Source organism: Microbacterium sp. LB12 (assembly GCF_037150835.1).
Classification (GTDB): Bacteria; Actinomycetota; Actinomycetes; order Actinomycetales; family Microbacteriaceae; genus Microbacterium.
The window spans coordinates 193,083-212,852 of the sequence record NZ_JBBCPF010000003.1; the positions used below are offsets into that span (position 1 = coordinate 193,083).

The window sequence follows — 19,770 nt, forward strand, 5'->3', positions numbered from 1 at the left end:
TCACAGACTACAACGTCGGCGGTCACTTCGCCATTCCGTGGCGCTTCTGACCGCTGGCGTAGAGTCGCCCCATGAGCGAAGTCACCGTCACCGTCCGCGGCGAGCACGAAGCGCGTATCGCGCCGGAGCGCGCCACCATCCGTGTCACCGTGCGCGCCGAGGGCGCCGAGCGGACCGTGGTCGTCGAGCATGCGATGCGCCTCGCCGAGACGCTGCGCGACAGCGTCACGCAGCGGGCGGACGCCGGGTCGATCATCGAGTGGACGAGCACGCGACTGTCGGTACGCGCGGAACACCCCTGGAACAACGAGGGAAAGCGCCTCGCACCGGTCTACTACGCGAGCATCGACTTCACGGCGACATTCGTGGACGCGTCAGAGCTCTCGATCTGGGTCTCGGACATCTCCCCGTGGGACGGCGTCGAAGTCGGTGCGGTCGACTGGCACCTCACCCCGGAGACCCGTTCCAGGACCGAGCGTGAGGTCGCGGCTCAGGCCGTGGGCGTCGCCGTCACACGTGCGGAGGCGTATGCCGGAGCTCTCGGACTGACGACCGTGACGCCCCTAGAGATCGCCGACGTCGGGCTGATCTCGAACCGACAGCCCTCGCCAGGCGCCCCGATGCTCAAGGCGCGCGGCGGCATCGCCTTCGCCGCCGACTCGGCCCCGGCCATGGAGTACGCGCCGGAGGAGATCGTCATCTCGGCGACGGTGGAGGCGCGTTTCCTCGCCCGTTGAAACCGCTCAGACGTCGCGCAGGAACGGCGCGAGGTCTGCCGCGAGCCGTTCGGACACGCGAGCGTGCACGGCGGTGCCGTCTTCCCGATGCTCCACTTCGAACAGCATCCCCGTCTCGTGAATCGCCGCCACGAGGTCGCCGCGATCGTACGGGATCACCGCGTGCACCTCGACGGCGGGCTTCGGGAGCGCCTCCTCGACCGCGGTACGGAGCTCCGCGATCCCCTCACCGGTGCGCGACGACACGAAGTGCGCGTGGGGCTGCAACCCCCGCAGCACCAGACGCTCGTCTTCGCTGATCAGGTCGGCTTTGTTGAAGACCACGATCTCCGGCAGGTCGCGCACACCGACGTCGCCGAGCACGTCGCGCACGGTCTGCAGCTGTCCTGCGGGGTCCGGATGTGCGCCATCGACGACGTGGAGCACCACATCTGCCTCGCCGACCTCCTCCAGTGTCGAGCGGAACGCCTCGACGAGCTGATGCGGGAGGTTGCGGACGAACCCGACCGTGTCGGTGAGCGTGTAGACGCGGCCGTCTTCCGTCTCGGTACGACGGACGGTCGCGTCGAGGGTGGCGAACAGGGCGTTCTCCACCAGCACGCCCGCGCTGGTGAGCGCGTTGAGCAGACTCGATTTGCCGGCGTTGGTGTAGCCGGCGATCGCGACCGAGGGAATCGTGTTGCGCTTGCGCTCGGCACGCTTCGCCTCGCGCGCCGGGCCGAAATCGCGGATCTGGCGACGGAGCAGCGCCATCTTGGTGCGGATGCGTCGCCGATCGAGCTCGATCTTGGTCTCACCAGGCCCACGCGATCCCATACCGGCACCGCCGGCACCGACTTGGCCACCGGCCTGGCGGCTCATCGAGTCGCCCCAACCGCGCAGCCGGGGAAGCAGGTACTCGAGCTGTGCGAGCTCGACCTGCGCCTTGCCCTCACGGCTCTTCGCGTGCTGGCTGAAGATGTCGAGGATCACGGTGGTGCGGTCGATGACCTTCACCTTGACGACGTCCTCGAGCGCACGTCGCTGGCTCGGAGCGAGCTCGGTGTCGGCGATCACCGTGTCGGCACCGACGGCGGCGACGATGTCCTTGAGCTCCTGCGCCTTGCCCCGGCCGAGATACGTGGCGGCGTCCGGGTGCGGACGACGCTGCAACACGCCATCGAGCACCACGGCACCGGCGGTCTCCGCCAGCGCGGCGAGCTCGCGGAGGGAGTTCTCTGCGTCCTCCTGGGCGCCCTGCGGATACACACCGACGAGGACGACGTTCTCGAGACGCAGCTGCCGGTACTCGACTTCGGTGACGTCCTCGAGCTCCGTCGAGAGCCCGCCGACCCGCCGGAGCGCGTGGCGGTCCTCGAGATCCCACTGCTCGCCGTCCGTGCTGCCGTGCGAGGCGGTCGCCTCGTCCTGCAGCGCCTGGGCTGCGCCGAACACGTGCACATCGGATCGCTTCTCTGCGCTCGCAAGCACGCGATCGACCGTGTGGTCGTCGGTGGAGGGTGTCGTGGTCTCCGTCATCCGTTCCTTGTCTCTGGGATTTGTAGCGAGCCTTAACCTTAGCCCGCGCTGTCCGGTACGCTCACCGTATGGGGTCCGATCACTACTTCACTGCGGCCCCGGCAAGCCCCGAGAATCTGCGTAAGATCCGCGTATCGCTCGCAGGTCGAGAGCTCGAAGTCACCACCGCAGGTGGGGTCTTCAGCCCGGATCGTCTGGATGCCGGCACTGCAGTGCTTCTCGCCAACATGCCCCCGGTTCCCCCGGGTGGCGATCTTCTCGACCTCGGAAGCGGCTGGGGTCCTGTCAGCCTCGCGATGGCACTCGCCTCTCCGCATGCCACGGTGTGGGCCGTCGATGTGAATGAGCGGGCCCTCGACCTCGTGCGTCGCAATGCGGCGGCTCTCGGGCTCAGCAACATCAACGCGTCCCTGCCCGATGATGTTCCCGAACACATCTCATTCCGGACGATCCGATCCAATCCGCCCATCCGCGTCGGGAAGAACGAACTGCACGGTCTGTTGGAACGGTGGATCCCGCGTCTCGACGAGCGCAGCGATGCGTGGCTCGTCGTACAGCGCAACCTCGGCGCCGATTCGCTGCAGCGATGGATCGGCTCGACCTTCCACCCGGGCTACAGCGTCTTCCGCACGGCCACGGGCAAGGGCTACCGCATCCTGAAGGTGCGCAAGCACGGGAATCCGCCGACCGAGCCGATCCTGCTCGGCTGACCAGCGACGCGCGCCTCCCACTCAGACGAGGTCTACCTCGCCCTGGAACACGAGCTGGGCAGGCCCGGAGAGAGCGACGTGTTCGCCGTCCTCCGCCGGGAACATGCGCACACCGAGCGTCCCTCCGGGGACCTCCACCTGCCAGTTGCTGGGGGCTTTGTCGCCTGCCCAGTGGCGCACAGCCAGCGCCGTCGCCGCGACGCCGGTGCCGCAGCTGAGCGTCTCACCGACACCGCGCTCGTGCACGCGCATCCGCACGTGCCCGACACCGTCGCGCACCAGCGGCTCTTCCGGAACCACGAACTCGATGTTCGCCCCGGCCGGCAGCTGCGGATCGAGATCGGGTGCGCGGTGCAGTTCGAGCGCGGCGAGCTCCGCCTCGGATGCCAGGGCGACTACCACATGCGGGTTGCCCACGTCGATTCCGAGTCCCGGCCGTGTCACCGACAGACCGTCCACACGGACGAGCGGATCGTCTCCCGAGAGCTTCCAGAGGCCGAGGTCCACCTGATAGCCGGTCGCGCTTCGCGTGACATCCCGCACACCTGCCCGCGTGCCAATCGGCAAGGTCGACCCCGGTTCGATATCGGCGAGCCCGGAGCGGACGAGGTAGTGGGCGAAGACGCGGATGCCGTTGCCGCACATCTCCGCGATCGACCCGTCGGCGTTGCGATAGTCCATGAACCACTCGGCACCGGCCTCTTCTTCGAGAGCCGCAGCTCCGTCGGGGATCGCCGCCGACCGGACAACGCGGAGGATCCCGTCGGCACCGATACCGAAGTGACGGTCGCACAGCACGGCAATCTGCTCCGCAGTGAGGTCGAGCTGCCCGTCGGGGTCGGCGATGATGATGAAGTCGTTGCCGGTGCCGTGCCCCTTGGTGAATGCGACCATGAGTCCAGTCTAGAGATCGTCGCTGTGAGCCTCGCCCCGCATGACGCGGTACCTGCCGCAGAGGAAGCTCCGATTGCGCGCGACCTCGATGAGCTCGAGATCGAGCCGTCGCGGCAGCAACGGTGCGCCCGCGCCGAGGGTCACCGGCGCATACTGCACCCACACCTCGTCGAGCAGGCCCGCATCGGCGAACTGACCCGCAAGGTCGCCCCCACCGACGATCCAGACGTCCTTCTCCCCTGCCGCCGCGACCGCCTCCGCGTGCACGGTGCGGACATCCGCCTGGGTGAGACGCACGTCCCCCGAGTCCGGCAGGGCGAGTTCGCGGTGGGTGAAGACCCACGCGGGTTGGGTGTAGCCCCAGCGCCCCTCCTCGTGCCGCATCACCCACTCGTAGGTCGACGCGCCCATCAGCACCGCGCCGATATTCCTCTCGAAATCCGCGTACGACATGGGACCGTCCTGGTCGATGTCCTGTGACAGCAGCGAGTCGAGCGAGTGCTGTTCGGTGGCGATGAAACCGTCGAGGCTGGAGGCGGTGTAGAAGTGGGTCGTCATGGAGCCAGGCTCGCACAGACCTCCGACATCGGCTCGGTCAGCGTACGAGGAGCGCCTCGGCCCGCACCGGCGCATCCCACCATTCGAGATCGGGATAGCGCTTGAACCACGAGACCTGTCGGCGCGCGTAGCGTCGTGTGAGCGCCTGGGTCTGGGCGATCGCCTCGTGCTCGCTGAGGCTGCCGTCGAGCTGGGCAAGCGCCTGGGCGTAGCCGATGGCTCGGGGCGCGGTGGTGCCGCGTTCGAGTCCCCTGTCGCGAAGCTCGGCCACTTCGGCGAGGAGCCCGGCCTCCCACATCCGCTCGACCCGGGAGTCCAGCCTGTCGACCAGCTCGGCTCGGTCGACATGAAGCCCGATCAGCCGTGTGTGCGGGTACCAGAGCACGGGCTCCTCCGGAAGCGCGGCGCCGTGCGTGGCGCTCCCCTGCTCTCGCACCTCGAGTGCCCGGATGATGCGCCGCGGGTTGCGCGGATCGACCCGCGCCGCGGCCTGAGGATCGAGTGCACGGAGCCTCTCGAGCAGGGGTGCTACCCCGTGGGTCGCGAGGTCTTCTTCCAGCCGCTCGCGGAGAGCCGGGTCGCGCGGAGGGAACTGGAAGTCATAGACGACGCTGGACACGTAGAGGCCGGACCCGCCGACCAGTATCGCGTCGCCGCCACCCCGATGGATCGCTTCGATCGCGGCACGAGCCTTCGGCTGATACCAGGCCACCGCGGCATCCTCATCGACCTCGCGGACGTCGAACAGGTGATGTGGGATACCTCGACGCTCAGCGAGTGCGACCTTCGCCGTTCCGATGTCCATGCCGCGATACAGCTGCATCGCGTCGGCGTTGACGATCTCGGCGGGGTTTCCCTGTGCGCGCAGCTCTTCGGCGAGGTCGATGGCGAGGTCGCTCTTGCCTGTTCCCGTCGCGCCGACGACCGCCCAGAGACGCGGTTCGGTCACACGCCGACGCGCAGCGTGGGAAGCCCCAGCGACACCGCACGGGGACCGCCGTCGCTGCTCGGTGTCGGCACCGCGCACGACTCGGACTGACCGCGATGCCAGGCGTCTCCGCCGCGGGTGCGTCGGATCCGGAGTGGCTGTCCTGACGGGTCGTCGGCGAGCAGATGGAACGGGGCCGCGTGGGTGACGGTGACCGTCACGACATCGCCGGGCCGCGGGAGGTCAGACCCTGGCGTGACCTCGAAGTGCACGAGGCGGTTGTCCTGCGCGCGCCCGGTGAGACGGTGGGTCTCGGCGTCCTTCTTGCCTTCGCCGGTCGACACGAGCAGTTCGACCTCACGGCCGACCTGCTTCTGGTTCTCTTCCAGCGAGATGCGCTCCTGCAGGGCGATCAGGCGGTTGTACCGCTCCTGGACGACCTCCTTCGGCACCTGATGCTCCATCGTGGCGGCTGGCGTGCCCTCACGGATCGAGTACTGGAAGGTGAAGGCCCCGGAGAAGCGGGCCTGCTCGACGACGCGCATCGTGTCTTCGAAGTCTTCGTCGGTCTCTCCGGGGAACCCGACGATGATGTCGGTCGTGATGGCCGCGTTCGGGATGCGCGCGCGCACACGGTCCAGGATCCCGAGGAACCGCTCGCTCCGGTACGACCTCCGCATCGCCTTGAGGATGCGGTCGCTTCCCGACTGCAGAGGCATGTGCAGCTGCGGCATGACGTTGCTGGTCTCCGCCATGGCGTCGATGACATCGTCGGTGAAGGCCGCAGGGTGCGGGCTCGTGAACCGGATGCGCTCCAGCCCGTCGATCTCCCCCGCCGCACGCAGGAGCTTTCCGAATGCCTGACGATCGCCGAATTCGACTCCATAGGAGTTGACGTTCTGCCCGAGAAGCGTGACCTCGATCGCGCCGTCTTCGACCAGGAGGCGGATCTCGTTGAGGATGTCGCCGGGGCGGCGGTCCTTCTCCTTGCCCCGCAGGCTCGGGACGATGCAGAACGTACAGGTGTTGTTGCAGCCGACCGAGATCGATACCCAGCCGCTGTGCGCCGAGTCGCGCTTGGTCGGCAGCGTCGAGGGGAACACCTCGAGCGACTCGAGGATCTCGAGCTCGGCATCACCGTTGTGTCGCGCGCGCTCGAGCAACCGGGGAAGGGAACCCATGTTGTGAGTGCCGAACACCACGTCGACCCACGGCGCCTTGTCGAGCACGGCCTGCTTGTCCATCTGCGCCAGGCAGCCGCCGACGGCGATCTGCATTCCCTCCTTGCGGCGCTTGACGGCGGCGAGGTGTCCGAGCGTGCCGTACAGCTTGCCGGCGGCATTGTCGCGGACCGCGCACGTGTTGATGATCACGACGTCGGCTTCGGCACCGTCGAGCGCGGGCACGTAGCCGGCGCTCTCGAGCGAGCCGGAGAGTCTCTCCGAGTCGTGGACGTTCATCTGGCACCCGAAGGTGCGCACTTCGTACGATCGCTGTCGTCCGTCGTCGTCGACGGCTGCCGACGACGCTGCGATGATCGTCGGTTCGCTGCGCGGGATAGTCATGATGAACCCATTGTACGAGCCGTTGCCGAGCCGACGCGGCGTGCCCGGTCTCAGTCGGAGTCGACGAAACGGACGCCCGATGTCGGACCGCCGAAGGTCGTCTCCCGGAGCGCCGTCTTCGCCGCCTTCATCGCCACGGCACCGTTGTAGCCACGGCGCGCGAGCTGTCCCACCAGTCGACGCAGCGCGGTGTCATGGTCCAACCGACCCAACGACCGTGCTTTGGTCCGCGCGAACTCCAGCGCGCGTTCGTCGTCATCGTCGGGAAGCTCATCGAGGGCTTCGTCGATGACCTCCCGTGGGATTCCTCGTTGGGCGAGTGCACGAGCCAGTGCGACGCGCCCCTGACCCTTGCGCTCCACGCCCGATGTGACCAGCACCCCCGCGAGAGCAGCGTCGTCGAGATACCCACGACGGCAGAAGTCATCGACCACATCGTCGATGGCACTCCCGTCGAGCCCACCGTCTCGAAGCACTTTGCGCGCTTCGGAGACCGACAGCGATCGCGCGCGGAGCTTCTTCACGAGAGACTCCTCCGCCGCGGCACGGAGGTCGTCTAGCGACGGGGTCTCCCCTTCGGCAGCCCGCTCTCGCTGTCCGCCGTCGATCGCGCGCAGGCGGGGCGCGGTGGTCATGGACTGCGGAGCCCTCGCTCGCGAAGAACCCGCGGCTCCCCGCGCCGGATGACGGTCACTGGGCGAGCCGGCATCGAGAGAATCCTCGGTCGGAGCCGTCGTCACCGGAGCATCCCAGGTCGAGCGCCAGAGCCCGGCGTCACCCGTGCGCCGTGGCACGACTTCCGCGGCATGAGCTGCATCGTCATCCGGGGTGGCGGCCTGCGGATTCGCACCCTTCGAAGCGCCGCCGAAGAGAGGGATGATGGGGGCGATCCGATCGGGATCGCCCCCACGCATGTCGTTCATCAGGCCGGACGACGCTCAGCGAGCTCGTCTGCCGCTGCCGGAGCAGCGGCCGGTCCGCCGATGCCGAGTTTCTGCTTGATCTGCGTCTCGATCGCCAGCGCGATGTCGGGGTTGTTGAGCAGGAACGTCCGCGCGTTCTCCTTGCCCTGACCCAGCTGATCGCCGTCGTAGGTGTACCAGGAGCCGGACTTCTTCACGATGGCGTGCTCCACGCCGAAGTCGATGAGGCTACCCTCGCGCGAGATTCCGACGCCGTAGAGGATGTCGAACTCGGCCTGCTTGAACGGCGGAGCCATCTTGTTCTTCACGACCTTGACCCTGGTGCGGTTGCCGACCGCGTCGGTGCCGTCCTTGAGCGTCTCGATACGACGGATGTCCATGCGCACAGACGCATAGAACTTCAGCGCCTTACCGCCGGCAGTGGTCTCGGGCGAGCCGAAGAAGACACCGATCTTCTCGCGGAGCTGGTTGATGAAGATCATCGTGGTGTTGGTCTGATTCAGGCCACCGGTGAGCTTTCGCAGAGCCTGCGACATGAGGCGAGCCTGCAGACCCACGTGCGAATCGCCCATCTCGCCCTCGATCTCGGCGCGAGGCACGAGAGCTGCGACGGAGTCGATGACGATGAGGTCGATCGCGCCCGAGCGCACGAGCATGTCGGCGATCTCGAGGGCCTGCTCACCGGTGTCGGGCTGCGACACCAGGAGGGCATCGATGTCGACGCCGAGCTTCGCGGCGTAGTCGGGGTCGAGCGCGTGCTCCGCGTCGATGAACGCGGCGATTCCGCCAGCGCGCTGCGCGTTCGCGATCGCGTGCAGGGTCAGCGTCGTCTTACCCGACGATTCCGGGCCGTAGATCTCGACGATTCGGCCACGCGGGAGTCCTCCGACGCCGAGGGCGACGTCGAGGGCGATGGAGCCGGTGGGGATGACGGCCACGGGGGCACGCTCATCGCTGCCCAGCCGCATGACCGAGCCCTTTCCGAACTGACGGTCGATCTGAGCGAGTGCGGTCTCGAGGGACTTCTCGCGGTCGGCGGGTGATGGCATGATGTGCTCCTTCTGCGCGCGTGATGCCGCCTGTAGGCTGTCGCGGCTCTCCCGGTTGGGAGGAACTCTCCGACAAGGCGTAATGGCTCTTCGGCTTGTTCTCCACCGTAGGAGAGGCCACCGACATCGACGCGATGAGCTCACATACCGTGCAGAACAGAGTGTCTGAACCACTTGTGCAGAAGACTACGCTCGTTTCGAACACATCTTCGACGACACGCCGAGAATCGATCCATGCATCCCGTACGCATCGGACACCGAAACTGCAGTCAGCGCCCGCGAGGCTCCTGTCGGCCGACACCGTGCCGTCGGCTCTCCGGGACATCCATCTCGGCACACAACGCGAGCCAGATCTCCCGCGGCGGCGTGCCATCCGCGAGCGCCTCGACCGACGTGCGGCCACGCAACGCGGACAGCCCGAGGTCGTTCACCAACGCGGACGCACGTGCCTGAAACTCGGTATCGACGGCGCGAAGGAATTCGCTACGACGCATCGGTCAACGACTCGCGATCAGTGCAGCGACAGCTGAGGCTCGATCGAGGCCACGAGGTCGTCCGGCACCACGTCCGGGAACACCTGGATGCCTTCGAGCACGGAGATGCGATCTCCGACCTCGCGCATGATCGTCGAGATGGGCACATCGAGCGCATCCGCCACCGAGGCGAGGATCTCGCTCGAGGCTTCCTTCTGACCGCGTTCGACCTCACTGAGGTAGCCGAGCGCAACCGACGCCTTGCTTGCGACCTGCCGGAGCGTGCGCCCCTTCTGCAGGCGGAAGTCCCTCAGCACATCGCCGATTTCCTGTCGTACAAGAATCATCGGAACCTCCTCCCCATGTGATCGTTCGAGGTCTCCCCCGATGAGACAGCCAGTCTAATACTGCTGGCTTGCTCAAAATCTACCCCTGAACGCTGTGGTTTGAATGTGAGCACATCAGTGATAACCAGCGCGGCGCCGACGCTATTCCTCGACCAGTTCGAGGAGTGCCTCCAGCGCGGCTTCCACCGACTGCGACCGGATCGATCCGCGGTCGCCGTCGAAGCAGAACATCTTCGTGCGAACGCCCTCTGGTGTCACGACCCCCACGTGGACGGTGCCGACCGGTTGCCCGTCAGGTGAGTCCGGACCCGCGATACCCGTGGTGGAGACTCCGACATCGGCGGGTCTCCCCGAGACGCTCACGACCCGTCGCACGCCGTCTGCCATCTGCGCGGCCACCTCGGGATGCACCGGGCCGTGTGCGGCGAGCAGCTCGGCATCCACTCCGAGGACCGTGGACTTCACCGGCGTGGCATAGGCGACGACACCGCCGAGCAGCACCGTCGAGGCGCCGGGGACGGAGACGATCTCGGCACAGAGTGCACCGCCCGTGAGCGACTCGGCGACACCGAGTGTCCATCCTCTTCTGTTCAGCGCCGCCAGCACTGCTGCCGCGCGCGTCTTCGTCACGAGGCTCGGCGCGAGCCGCGCACCTGCGCCATGATGTAGTCGATGCCGCTCGCCACGGTCAGCACCAGCACGATGACCATCAGGATGAACGTGATCAGTGTCCAAGGACCGAGGCCGATCAGGTAGTGCAGCGGGAGCAGCGCCCAGCCGAGAGCGACGCCCTGGAAGGCCGTCTTGATCTTGCCCATCCACGCGGCCGCGACGACGTGTTCGCTGGCGACCATGAGGCGGTGGATCGTGATCCCCCACTCACGGATCAGGATGATCGCCACGATCCACCAGTTGACCTCACCGAGGATTGCGAGTCCAACAAAACCTGCGCCGGTGAGGAGCTTGTCCGCGATCGGGTCCCACAGTTTCCCGAAGTCGCTGACGATGTCGTACTTGCGCGCCAGGTAACCGTCGACCCAGTCGGTGGAGATCCCGACGATGAAGATGATGGCGGCCGTCCAGCGGAGTGCGGGCTCCGGGAGCCCGTACGTGCCGCCGACCAGCAACAGGACGAAGAAGACGACCGCGAGCGGGATGCGCGCGACCGTGATCGCGTTGGGCAGCTGCCGAGGAATCGCCATCAGTCACGCCCCGTCAGACCCCAGGCGTCTTCGTCGCCCTCGGCTTCCACCTCGGGGAGCCCCTCGTACTGAGCTGCGATCGGATCGTGCGTAGGAAGCGGCGGCACCGGGGGCGCCACGGGCGCCGCAGCGGCCGCGGGCGCCGCAGCGGCCGCGGGCGCCGCAGCGGCCGCGGGCGCCGGGGCGTCTTCTCCGCGCAGCTTCGCCATCACCTGCGGGAGCTGTTCGGCCGTCGCCAGCACGTCGCGAGCCTTCGACCCCTCCGACGGTCCGACGATCTCACGCGACTCGAGCAGGTCCATGAGGCGTCCTGCCTTCGCGAAGCCGACGCGCAGCTTGCGCTGGAGCATCGAGGTCGACCCGAACTGCGACGAGACGATGAGCTCGGCCGCGGCGAGCAGCAGCTCCAGGTCATCGCCGATGTCCTCGTCGACTTCCTTCTTCTTCGTCGGCTCCATCGCCTCCTGCACGTCGGGACGATAGTCCGGACGGGCCTGGCGGGTGACGTGCTTGACGACCGCGTCGATCTCCTTCTCGTCGACCCAGGCCCCCTGCAAACGGAACGGCTTCGACGACCCCATCGGAGAGAACAGGGCGTCACCCTGACCGATGAGCTTGTCGGCACCGGGGCTGTCGAGGATCACACGGCTGTCCGTGACGCTGGTGACGGCGAACGCGAGCCGCGACGGCACGTTGGCCTTGATGAGACCGGTGACGACATCGACACTCGGACGCTGCGTGGCGAGGACCAGGTGGATCCCGGAGGCTCGGGCGAGCTGGGTGATACGGACGATCGAGTCCTCGACGTCGCGGGGGGCGACCATCATCAGGTCGGCGAGCTCGTCGACCACGACGAGAAGATACGGATAGGGCTTGAGCACGCGCTCGCTGCCCACGGGCACCTCGACCTCACCAGCACGCACCGCCCGGTTGAAGTCGTCGATGTGACGGAACCCGAACGACGCGAGGTCGTCGTACCGCATGTCCATCTCCTTGACGACCCACTGCAGCGCTTCCGCCGCCTTCTTCGGGTTCGTGATGATGGGCGTGATGAGGTGCGGCACACCGGCATAGCTGGTGAGCTCGACGCGCTTCGGGTCGATCAGGACCATGCGGACATCGGACGGGCGCGCACGCATCAGCAGGCTTGTGATCATCGAGTTCACGAAGCTCGACTTACCCGAGCCCGTGGAACCCGCCACGAGGAGGTGCGGCATCTTCGCGAGGTTCGCGATCACGATGTTGCCGCCGACGTCCTTGCCGACACCGATCGTCATCGGGTGCGTGCTCTTCTGCGCGGCCGGGGACCGAAGCACGTCGCCGAGCGCGACCATCTCCTTGTCGGCGTTCGGGATCTCGATGCCGATCGCGCTCTTGCCGGGAATCGGCGAGAGGATGCGCACATCGTTCGACGCGACCGCGTAGGCGAAGTTGTTGCTCAGCTGCAGGATCTTCTCGACCTTGACGCCGTGGCCGACCTCGACCTCATACTGCGTGACCGTCGGGCCGCGCGAGAAACCGGTGACCTTGGCGTCGACCTTGAACTGCGACAGCACGCTCGTGATCTGCTCGATCACCTTGTCGGTGGCCTCGGAGCGCATCACCGGCGGCGGCCCTTCGACCAACAGGCCGGGCGAGGGCAGGATGTAGGGAGCGACCGGAGCCTGCGGGCCGCGGTCCCCCGGGCCTTCCGTGCCGAAGCCGTCGAGACCCGGAAGCTCCGGCACCTCACCGGTGTCTGACGAGTCGTCGAGCAGTGCCGTCGTCTGCTGCTCCGCCAGCGAATCGGCGACCGACCGCACCTCGGAGAGCACCTCGGTGGCGGCGTCGTAGGGGTTCTCGACCACGACCGCCTGGTCGTAGGCCGGGGTCGGCTCGGAGGTGGTCAGCAGTGCCGTGATGTCGTCGGAGCCCAGAGTCCCCTCATCGGGATCCTCCTCACGGCCGGTCTTGTTGCGGCGCCACCAGGGCAGCACGTCGGGGTCGTCGACCTTGTCGGCCTCATCGATCGCCGCCGCATCCTTGGCCGGCTTCTCGGCGCGCTCGGCGTCGAACATCCAGGCGTAGAGGTCGCCGAGGCGCGAACCGATCCGGTTCGGCGGCGTCTTGGTGAGGATGAGGATGCTCAGCACGACGAGAAGCGAGAGCACGATGTACGCGGGGATGTCGGTCAGGTACGTGAGCGGCTGGCCGACGAGCCATCCGAGAAGTCCGCCGGATTCGCTGAGGGCAGGCATCCCCTCGTTCGGATGAGGACGCGGCCCCGCGACGTGGAAGATTCCCGAAAGCGCGAGGACGAACATGCCGAAGCCGATACCGATGCGCCCGTTATCGTGAACCGACGATGGGTGACGGAACAGCCATCCGGCGAGCAGAAGAAGCAGCACCGGCATGATGAACGCCACCCGACCGACGAACAGTCCGACGGAGTAGGCGCTGATGTTGGCGGCGACCTCGTTGCCGATGAAGAACCACTCATTGACCGCGCCGAGCACGGCCAGGATCACCAACAGGAACGGGAACCCGTCGCGGCGGTCGTCCTTGTCGAGCGTCTCGGGACCGAATGCGCGGAAGAGTCCGCCGACGCCGTGCGCCAGTCCGACCCAGGCCCGGACGGCGACCGGAGGCTTGTCGACTTCGTCGATGTACTTCTTCGGCGCGGGCTGGGCCTTCGGAGCCGTCTGCCGCTTGGGGCGCGACGGTGCGCTGCTCGACGCGCGCTCAGTCTTCGTGGAACTCCTGGCCATGCTCTCACGCTACGACCAGCAGCTGACATTCCCCGTAATGACGCGGCTTTCCAGCCATTTCAACCATCGCACTCTCAGGCGGTGGCGCGCGCCATCGTGTGTCTGGTCGGGCCCTCCCCCACCACGCTGAACCCCTCGGCGCGATAGAGGTTTCGGGCAAAGTTGTCACGCTCGACGCTCAGGCTGATCCGCGCATGTCCCTGCGCACCCGCGAGCTGCACGACGCCACGCAGCAGAGAGCGGCCGACACCGCGCGCACGCCAGAGCGGGTGCACTCCGATGATCAGCTCCGGCACCGCGACGCCGACGAACCCGAAGCCGGGCTCGTTCTGCGGCAGCACGCGATACCAGGCCGCACCGATCGGGACCTCGTCATCGCCGGTCGCCACCAGACCGTCGTCCGACGTCCGCATCCAGCCCGCGAGATAACGGCGGTGATCGGCAGAACCCAGCACCTCGTGCCTCGGCCGCACTCCCCCCGCGCGCCAGTTCGCCGCCTCGACGAGCATGTCGCCAAGGAACACCGCATCCGTCTGCGCCGCCCTGCGAAGGGAGAAGCCCCTGTACATGGCGCGAGCATAGGACGACGGTGTTACGTCCGGATGACGAGCAGCCGTGAGTGGGGCGCTCCCCGGATCAGGCCTCGATGACGAGCGGAACGATCATCGGACGACGACGCAGACGCTGGTTGACCCAGCGACCGATAGTGCGACGCACGACCTGCGACAGTGCATGGGTGTCGCGGACGCCGTTGCCCGACGCCTCTTTGAGAGCCGCGACGATCTTCGGCGTGACATCGTCGAACACCGAATCGTCCTCGGCGACACCACGTGCGTGGATCTCGGGACCGGAGATGATCCGGCCGGTACCGGCATCCACGACCACGATCACCGAGATGAAGCCCTCTTCGCCGAGGATACGGCGGTCCTTGAGGTCGGCATCCGTGATCTCGCCCACGGTCGAGCCATCGACGTACACGAAGCCGAGGTCGAGCTGACCTGTGACCTTCGCGACTCCGCCCTTGAGGTCGATCACGGTGCCGTTGGACGCGATGATCGTGTTGTCCTCGGAGATGCCGGTGTCCTGCGCGAGCTTGGCGTTCGCGATCAGGTGCCGGTACTCGCCGTGCACAGGAAGCACGTTCTTCGGCTTCAGGATGTTGTAGCAGTAGATCAGCTCACCCGCGGCGGCGTGACCGGAGACGTGCACCTTCGCGTTGGCCTTGTGCACGACGTTCGCGCCGAGCTTGGTCAGTCCGTCGATCACGCGGTAGACCGCGTTCTCGTTTCCCGGGATGAGGCTGGAGGCGAGGATGACCGTGTCGCCCTCGCTGATCTCGATCGCATGATCCAGGTTCGCCATCCGGCTAAGCACGGCCATCGGCTCGCCCTGCGAACCGGTGGACATGTAGACGATCTGCTCGTCCGGCAGGTCGCGCGCCTTCTTGAAGTCGATCAGGACGCCGTCCGGCACCTTCAGATAGCCGAGCTGCTCCGCGATTGTCATGTTCCGCACCATGCTGCGTCCGAGGAAAGCCACGCGCCGACCGTTGGCGTGCGCGGCGTGGATCACCTGCTGCACCCGGTGGACATGACTCGAGAAGCTCGCGACGATGACGCGACGAGGTGCCTTCGCGATCACCTGGTCGAGCACGGGACCGATGGACCGCTCGGTCGGAGTGAAACCGGGGACGTCGGCGTTGGTCGAGTCGACGAGGAACAGATCCACGCCCTCTTCACCGAGGCGCGCGAACGCCCGCAGGTCGGTGATGCGGCCGTCGAGCGGCAGCTGGTCCATCTTGAAGTCACCCGTGGCGAGCACCATGCCCGCGGGCGTGCGGATCGCGACGGCCAGCGCATCCGGGATCGAGTGGTTGACCGCGACGAACTCGAGGTCGAAGGGGCCGACCTTCTCCTGCTGACCTTCCTTCACGGTCAAGGTGAAGGCCTTGATCCGGTGCTCCTTGAGCTTCGCCTCGACCAGTGCGAGCGTGAGCCCCGAACCGATCAGCGGGATGTCGCTCTTCAGACGCAACAGGTAGGGCACAGCGCCGATGTGGTCTTCGTGTCCGTGCGTGAGCACCACGCCGACGATGTCGTCGAGGCGGTCACGGATCGGCTCGAAGTCCGGCAGGATCAGGTCGACGCCGGGCTGGTGCTCCTCGGGGAACAGCACGCCGCAGTCGACGATCAGGATCTTGCCGTCGTACTCGAACATGGTCATGTTCCGACCGATCTCACCGAGACCGCCGATCGGGATGACCCGCAGCGTGCCTTCGTCGAGAGCGGTCGGTTCTACCAGGGGAATGGACATGCTGTCTCCTCAGTCGGACACTCCGCGCGTCCGTTCGTTCATGGCGACGCGACTCAGCGCGTCGTGCCGTGCACCTTCGGCAGGGCGCCACCCGCAGCCGCGTTGCGGTCGGGTCGGAAGTTCGAGAAGTCGGCGCCGGGAACGTCCTTGACGAGGTCGAGCTCATCCTCGATGAGCGCCGCCTCCCATTCCTCGGGGCCGACCAGGGGCAGACGGACGCGCGGGCTGGAGATGCGTCCGAGCCCGTGCAGGATGTACTTCGCCGCGACGGTGCCGGGCACGTGCGTCATGACCGCGCGGACGAGCGGCTCGAGGCGCTTGTGCTCGGCGGTGGCCGTGGCCAGATCGCCCGCATTCACGGCATCGATGATCGTGCGATAGGGCGCCGCGGCGACGTTCGCGGTGACACCGATGAGTCCGGTGGCGCCGATCGCGAGGTGCGGCAGCACGTTGGCGTCATCGCCGGAGAAGTACATCAGATCCGTCTGGTTGAGCACGCGGCTCACCTCGGAGAAGTCGCCCTTGGCGTCCTTCACCGCGAGGATGTTCGGGTGCTTCGCCAGGCGCAGGATCGTCTCGTACTTGATCGGCACGCCGGTGCGGCCGGGGATGTCGTACAGGATCACCGGCAGGTCGGTCGCATCGGCGACGAGACGGAAGTGCGTGAGGATGCCCGCCTGGGTCGGCTTGTTGTAGTAGGGCGTCACGATCATGATGCCGTCGGCGCCGGCCTTCTCGCTCGCCTTGTACAGCTCGATCGCGTGCGCGGTCTCGTTGGAGCCACCACCCGTGATGATCTTGGCGCGACCAGCGGACACCGACTTGCCGACCTCGACGAGCTTGAGCTTCTCCGGGTCCGTCAGGGTCGAGGTCTCGCCGGTCGTTCCCGTCACGACGATGCCGTCCGCGCCTGCGGTGATCACGTCATCGATGTGCTTCTCGACGGCGGGCCAGTCGACTTCACCGTCGGCCGTCATCGGAGTGACGAGCGCGACGAGAACCTGTCCGAAAGGGTTGCCCGAATGCGTCATGGACCCAGCGTATCGGTTCGGGTACCCCTCATGCGGACGGGCCGTACGCTCGACACATGGGTTGGGTCACGCGCGCCACGCAGACGATGTACGAGAACGCCTGGATCCAGGTGCGGGAGGACAGGGTGACGTCGCCTTCGGGCGAGGACGGCATCTACGGCGTCGTGTCGATGCGGCATCCGGCCGTGTTCATCGTCGCCGTGGACCACGATGAACGGGTGTGCCTGGTCACCATGGACCGTTACACGGTGGGGGCGACCACCGAGGTACCGGCCGGAGGCAGCGATGGCGAGGACCCGCTCACCGCGGCGAGGCGGGAGCTTCGCGAGGAGACCGGGTTCGAGGCCGACGAGTGGACGGAGCTCGGGAGCATGAATGCCCTGAACGGTATCGCCGAGGCCTCCGAGCACGTGTTCCTCGCGCGCGCACTCCGCCCGATCGCGGACAGCGCGTCCACCATCGCATCCCAGGCCGACGAGGGCATCCAGTCCGTCGAGTGGGTGCCGTTCTCGACCGTGCTCGCCCGGATCGCCGACGGCAGCATCAGCGACGGCGAGACGATCGCTGCGATCGCGATGGCGGGAATCCGACTCGGCAGGTTCCGCTGAGGCCCGTCGTCAGACGCGGCCGCGGCGCGCGACGCCCGAGGTGAGTGACGCAGGAAGCACCCGGGCCAACGCGACGATCGCCTTGTAGCGCACGGACGGTATCGAGACGGCCTTGCCTCTCGCCGCATCGCGGAGTCCTTCCCGCACGACGTCGCGCGCATTCAGCCACATGATCCCCGGCACGCCCTCCTGCCCGATGGGCAGCCCCATCCGCTCGTGGAACGTGGTGTGGGTGAACCCCGGGCACAGCGCGGTGACCGAGACACCATCGCGCGCGTACTCGGCGTTCGCCCAGCGGCTGAACCCGATCAGCCAGGACTTGCAGGCGGAGTAGGTGGAGCGCGAGATGAATCCCGCGACCGAGGCCACGTTGATGATCCTCCCGCCGCGGCCTCGCATCGTCTGCAGGGCGGCGTGCATCAGCCGCATCGAAGCCTCGACGTGCACGCGGAGATGGCGCACCTCGTCGTCGATGTCGTTGTCGGCGAATTGCAGTGGAAGCCCGAAGCCGGCGTTGTTCACCAGCAGGTCGACCGGGTCGGACACGTCGCGCAGCCGGGCCGCCACCTTCTCCACGCCCGCCTCATCCGCGAGGTCCGCGGGAAGGATCTCGACAGCGACTCCGTACTCGCTGCGCAGCTCGGCGCCGAGAGTCTCGAGTGCCGCCTCGGTCCGCGCCACGAGGATCAGATCGGCCTTGCGTCGTGCGAGCTGGCGCGCGAACTCGGCGCCCAGCCCCGCGCTGGCCCCGGTGATCAACGCGGTGGGCATCAGCGCTCGTATCCCAGGAAGCGGTACCGCACGCCGGTGCGGGACGTCTGCCACTCGCCTTCATCGACGAGTCGCCACCCGGTCTTGGCGGGCGCGTAGGCGTCACCCGCGACCTCGAGGTCGAGTTCGGTGACCTCGAGGCGATCGGCGTCGGCGATCACGAGACGGAAGATCTCCGCGCCGCCGATGATCCACACGCGTTCGTGGCCACGAACGGCCTCGGCGACCGTGGCCGCCCGGCGTGCGCCATCGGCGGACCAGTCCTGCTGCCGCGTGATGACGATGTTCTCTCGGCCGGGGAGCGGCCGGAATCGCTCGGGAAGGGAATCCCAGGTCTTGCGGCCCATCACCACCGGGGCGCCGAGGGTGACTTCCTTGAAATGCGCCAGGTCCTCGGGGACGTGCCAGGGCATGCCGCCCTCGGCGCCGATCACGCCGCCCGCGGCCTCGGCCCAGATCAGGCCCACCCAGGTCATACCGCGACCGCCGCCCTGATCGGAGCGTGGTGCTGGTAGTCCTCGACCACGAAGTCCTCGTACCGATAATCGAAGATCGACTCCGGCTTCCGCGCGAAGCGCAGCGTGGGGTAGGCGTACGGTTCGCGGCCGAGCTGTTCGCGCACCTGCTCGACATGGTTGTCGTACACGTGGCAGTCTCCGCCGGTCCACACGAAGTCGCCGGGCTCGAGGCCGACCTGCTGCGCGATCATCATCGTGAGAAGTGCATAGGACGCGATGTTGAACGGCACTCCGAGGAACATGTCGGCGCTGCGCTGATACAGCTGGCACGAGAGCTTGCCGTCGGCGACGTAGAACTGGAACAGCGCATGGCACGGGGCGAGCGCCATGTCGGGGATGTCGGCGGGGTTCCATGCCGAGACGATCAGTCTGCGCGAGTCGGGCGAGCGGCGGATCTGCTCGATGACCTCGGACAGCTGATCGATGCTGCCCCCGTCGGGCGTCGGCCAGGAGCGCCATTGCACGCCGTAGACGGGGCCGAGGTCACCGGACTCGTCGGCCCATTCGTCCCAGATCGTGACGCCGTTCTCGCGCAGCCAGCCCACGTTGGAATCGCCCTGCAGGAACCACAGCAACTCGTACGCGATCGACTTGAAGTGCACGCGCTTGGTCGTGATGAGCGGGAAGCCCTTCGAGAGGTCGAAGCGGATCTGTCGCCCGAAGACGCTCGTGGTCCCGGTCCCCGTGCGATCGGACTTGTGCGTGCCGGTCTCCAGCACGTCTCGGAGCAGGTCTTCGTAGGGAGTCGGGACGGCTGCGCTCATGACAGCCAGGATACCGTCCCCCTTCCCGTCCTGGGCGGCAGGCGGGCCGACCTCGACCGTTCGTCATGGTCGGAAACATCGGCCTCTCCCACCGCCTCGACGGCATAGCCTCAA

The 19,770-nt window shown here is 67.2% G+C and carries 21 protein-coding genes; 3 read left to right on the forward strand and 18 right to left on the reverse strand.

Annotated features, from left to right (window positions below; genetic code table 11):
- Positions 1-71 precede the first annotated feature (71 nt).
- Positions 72-737, forward strand: coding sequence for an SIMPL domain-containing protein (locus WFM69_RS07930; protein WP_337003386.1), 666 nt, complete (start codon positions 72-74; stop codon positions 735-737).
- Between the two features lie 6 nt (positions 738-743).
- Here WFM69_RS07930 and hflX read toward each other — a convergent pair whose 3' ends face one another.
- A complete protein-coding gene (hflX, locus tag WFM69_RS07935; RefSeq protein ID WP_337003388.1) occupies positions 744-2,255 on the reverse strand; it encodes a GTPase HflX in 1,512 nt (503 codons plus the stop codon).
- A 68-nt stretch (positions 2,256-2,323) separates the two neighbouring features.
- On the opposite strand from hflX, the gene WFM69_RS07940 reads away from it, so the two are divergent.
- Positions 2,324-2,965 carry a class I SAM-dependent methyltransferase gene (locus WFM69_RS07940; protein WP_337003390.1) on the forward strand — a complete coding sequence of 214 codons (642 nt, stop codon included), beginning with the start codon at positions 2,324-2,326 and terminating at the stop codon, positions 2,963-2,965.
- 21 nt (positions 2,966-2,986) lie between these two features.
- Here the strand turns inward: WFM69_RS07940 and dapF are convergent, their stop codons facing one another.
- The 14 genes from dapF to dapA form a co-directional block, all read right to left on the reverse strand.
- Positions 2,987-3,859 carry a diaminopimelate epimerase gene (gene dapF, locus WFM69_RS07945; protein ID WP_337003392.1) on the reverse strand — a complete coding sequence of 291 codons (873 nt, stop codon included), beginning with the start codon at positions 3,857-3,859 and terminating at the stop codon, positions 2,987-2,989.
- Positions 3,860-3,868: 9 nt separating this feature from the next.
- Positions 3,869-4,417: a dihydrofolate reductase family protein gene (locus WFM69_RS07950; RefSeq protein ID WP_337003394.1), complete on the reverse strand. Its 549-nt coding sequence runs from the start codon at positions 4,415-4,417 to the stop codon at positions 3,869-3,871.
- A gap of 37 nt (positions 4,418-4,454) precedes the next feature.
- A complete protein-coding gene (gene miaA / locus WFM69_RS07955) occupies positions 4,455-5,366 on the reverse strand; it encodes a tRNA (adenosine(37)-N6)-dimethylallyltransferase MiaA (protein ID WP_337003396.1) in 912 nt (303 codons plus the stop codon).
- Positions 5,363-6,910 carry a tRNA (N6-isopentenyl adenosine(37)-C2)-methylthiotransferase MiaB gene (miaB, locus tag WFM69_RS07960; protein WP_337003398.1) on the reverse strand — a complete coding sequence of 516 codons (1,548 nt, stop codon included), beginning with the start codon at positions 6,908-6,910 and terminating at the stop codon, positions 5,363-5,365. Before miaB ends, miaA begins: the two co-directional genes overlap by 4 nt.
- Before the next feature lie 50 nt (positions 6,911-6,960).
- Complete coding sequence (locus WFM69_RS07965) at positions 6,961-7,545, reverse strand: regulatory protein RecX (RefSeq protein WP_337003400.1); 585 nt, start codon at positions 7,543-7,545, stop codon at positions 6,961-6,963.
- 287 nt (positions 7,546-7,832) lie between these two features.
- Entirely contained in the window at positions 7,833-8,882 is a 1,050-nt protein-coding gene (gene recA / locus WFM69_RS07970) for a recombinase RecA (protein ID WP_337003402.1), read from the reverse strand.
- Between the two features lie 269 nt (positions 8,883-9,151).
- Positions 9,152-9,376: a DUF3046 domain-containing protein gene (locus WFM69_RS07975; RefSeq protein WP_337003404.1), complete on the reverse strand. Its 225-nt coding sequence runs from the start codon at positions 9,374-9,376 to the stop codon at positions 9,152-9,154.
- Positions 9,377-9,393: 17 nt separating this feature from the next.
- On the reverse strand, positions 9,394-9,702 hold the full coding sequence (locus tag WFM69_RS07980; protein ID WP_017830901.1) for a helix-turn-helix domain-containing protein: 309 nt from the start codon (positions 9,700-9,702) through the stop codon (positions 9,394-9,396).
- A gap of 141 nt (positions 9,703-9,843) precedes the next feature.
- Positions 9,844-10,332 (reverse strand): CinA family protein, encoded by a 489-nt coding sequence (locus WFM69_RS07985; protein ID WP_337003407.1) that lies wholly within the window; start codon positions 10,330-10,332, stop codon positions 9,844-9,846.
- Positions 10,329-10,904, reverse strand: coding sequence for a CDP-diacylglycerol--glycerol-3-phosphate 3-phosphatidyltransferase (gene pgsA / locus WFM69_RS07990; protein WP_337003409.1), 576 nt, complete (start codon positions 10,902-10,904; stop codon positions 10,329-10,331). The genes WFM69_RS07985 and pgsA overlap by 4 nt, the downstream gene beginning before the upstream one ends.
- Positions 10,904-13,651: a DNA translocase FtsK gene (locus tag WFM69_RS07995; RefSeq protein ID WP_337003411.1), complete on the reverse strand. Its 2,748-nt coding sequence runs from the start codon at positions 13,649-13,651 to the stop codon at positions 10,904-10,906. Before WFM69_RS07995 ends, pgsA begins: the two co-directional genes overlap by 1 nt.
- A 74-nt stretch (positions 13,652-13,725) precedes the next feature.
- On the reverse strand, positions 13,726-14,220 hold the full coding sequence (locus WFM69_RS08000; RefSeq protein WP_337003413.1) for a GNAT family N-acetyltransferase: 495 nt from the start codon (positions 14,218-14,220) through the stop codon (positions 13,726-13,728).
- A gap of 67 nt (positions 14,221-14,287) precedes the next feature.
- On the reverse strand, positions 14,288-15,964 hold the full coding sequence (locus tag WFM69_RS08005; RefSeq protein ID WP_337003415.1) for a ribonuclease J: 1,677 nt from the start codon (positions 15,962-15,964) through the stop codon (positions 14,288-14,290).
- Positions 15,965-16,017: 53 nt separating this feature from the next.
- Positions 16,018-16,995: a 4-hydroxy-tetrahydrodipicolinate synthase gene (gene dapA / locus WFM69_RS08010; RefSeq protein ID WP_267418235.1), complete on the reverse strand. Its 978-nt coding sequence runs from the start codon at positions 16,993-16,995 to the stop codon at positions 16,018-16,020.
- Positions 16,996-17,051: 56 nt separating this feature from the next.
- Between dapA and WFM69_RS08015 the strand changes: the two genes are divergently transcribed.
- Complete coding sequence (locus WFM69_RS08015) at positions 17,052-17,603, forward strand: NUDIX hydrolase (RefSeq protein WP_337003420.1); 552 nt, start codon at positions 17,052-17,054, stop codon at positions 17,601-17,603.
- A 9-nt stretch (positions 17,604-17,612) separates the two neighbouring features.
- Here the strand turns inward: WFM69_RS08015 and WFM69_RS08020 are convergent, their stop codons facing one another.
- From WFM69_RS08020 to WFM69_RS08030, 3 genes are read right to left on the reverse strand one after another with little or no spacing between them, the layout of a single operon-like run.
- Entirely contained in the window at positions 17,613-18,374 is a 762-nt protein-coding gene (locus WFM69_RS08020) for an SDR family NAD(P)-dependent oxidoreductase (RefSeq protein WP_337003422.1), read from the reverse strand.
- Positions 18,374-18,850 (reverse strand): dihydrofolate reductase, encoded by a 477-nt coding sequence (locus tag WFM69_RS08025; RefSeq protein WP_337003424.1) that lies wholly within the window; start codon positions 18,848-18,850, stop codon positions 18,374-18,376. The genes WFM69_RS08020 and WFM69_RS08025 overlap by 1 nt, the downstream gene beginning before the upstream one ends.
- The gene (locus WFM69_RS08030; protein WP_337003426.1) at positions 18,847-19,656 is read right to left on the reverse strand and encodes a thymidylate synthase; all 810 of its coding nucleotides are present in this window, start codon (positions 19,654-19,656) and stop codon (positions 18,847-18,849) included. Before WFM69_RS08030 ends, WFM69_RS08025 begins: the two co-directional genes overlap by 4 nt.
- Positions 19,657-19,770 lie beyond the last annotated feature (114 nt).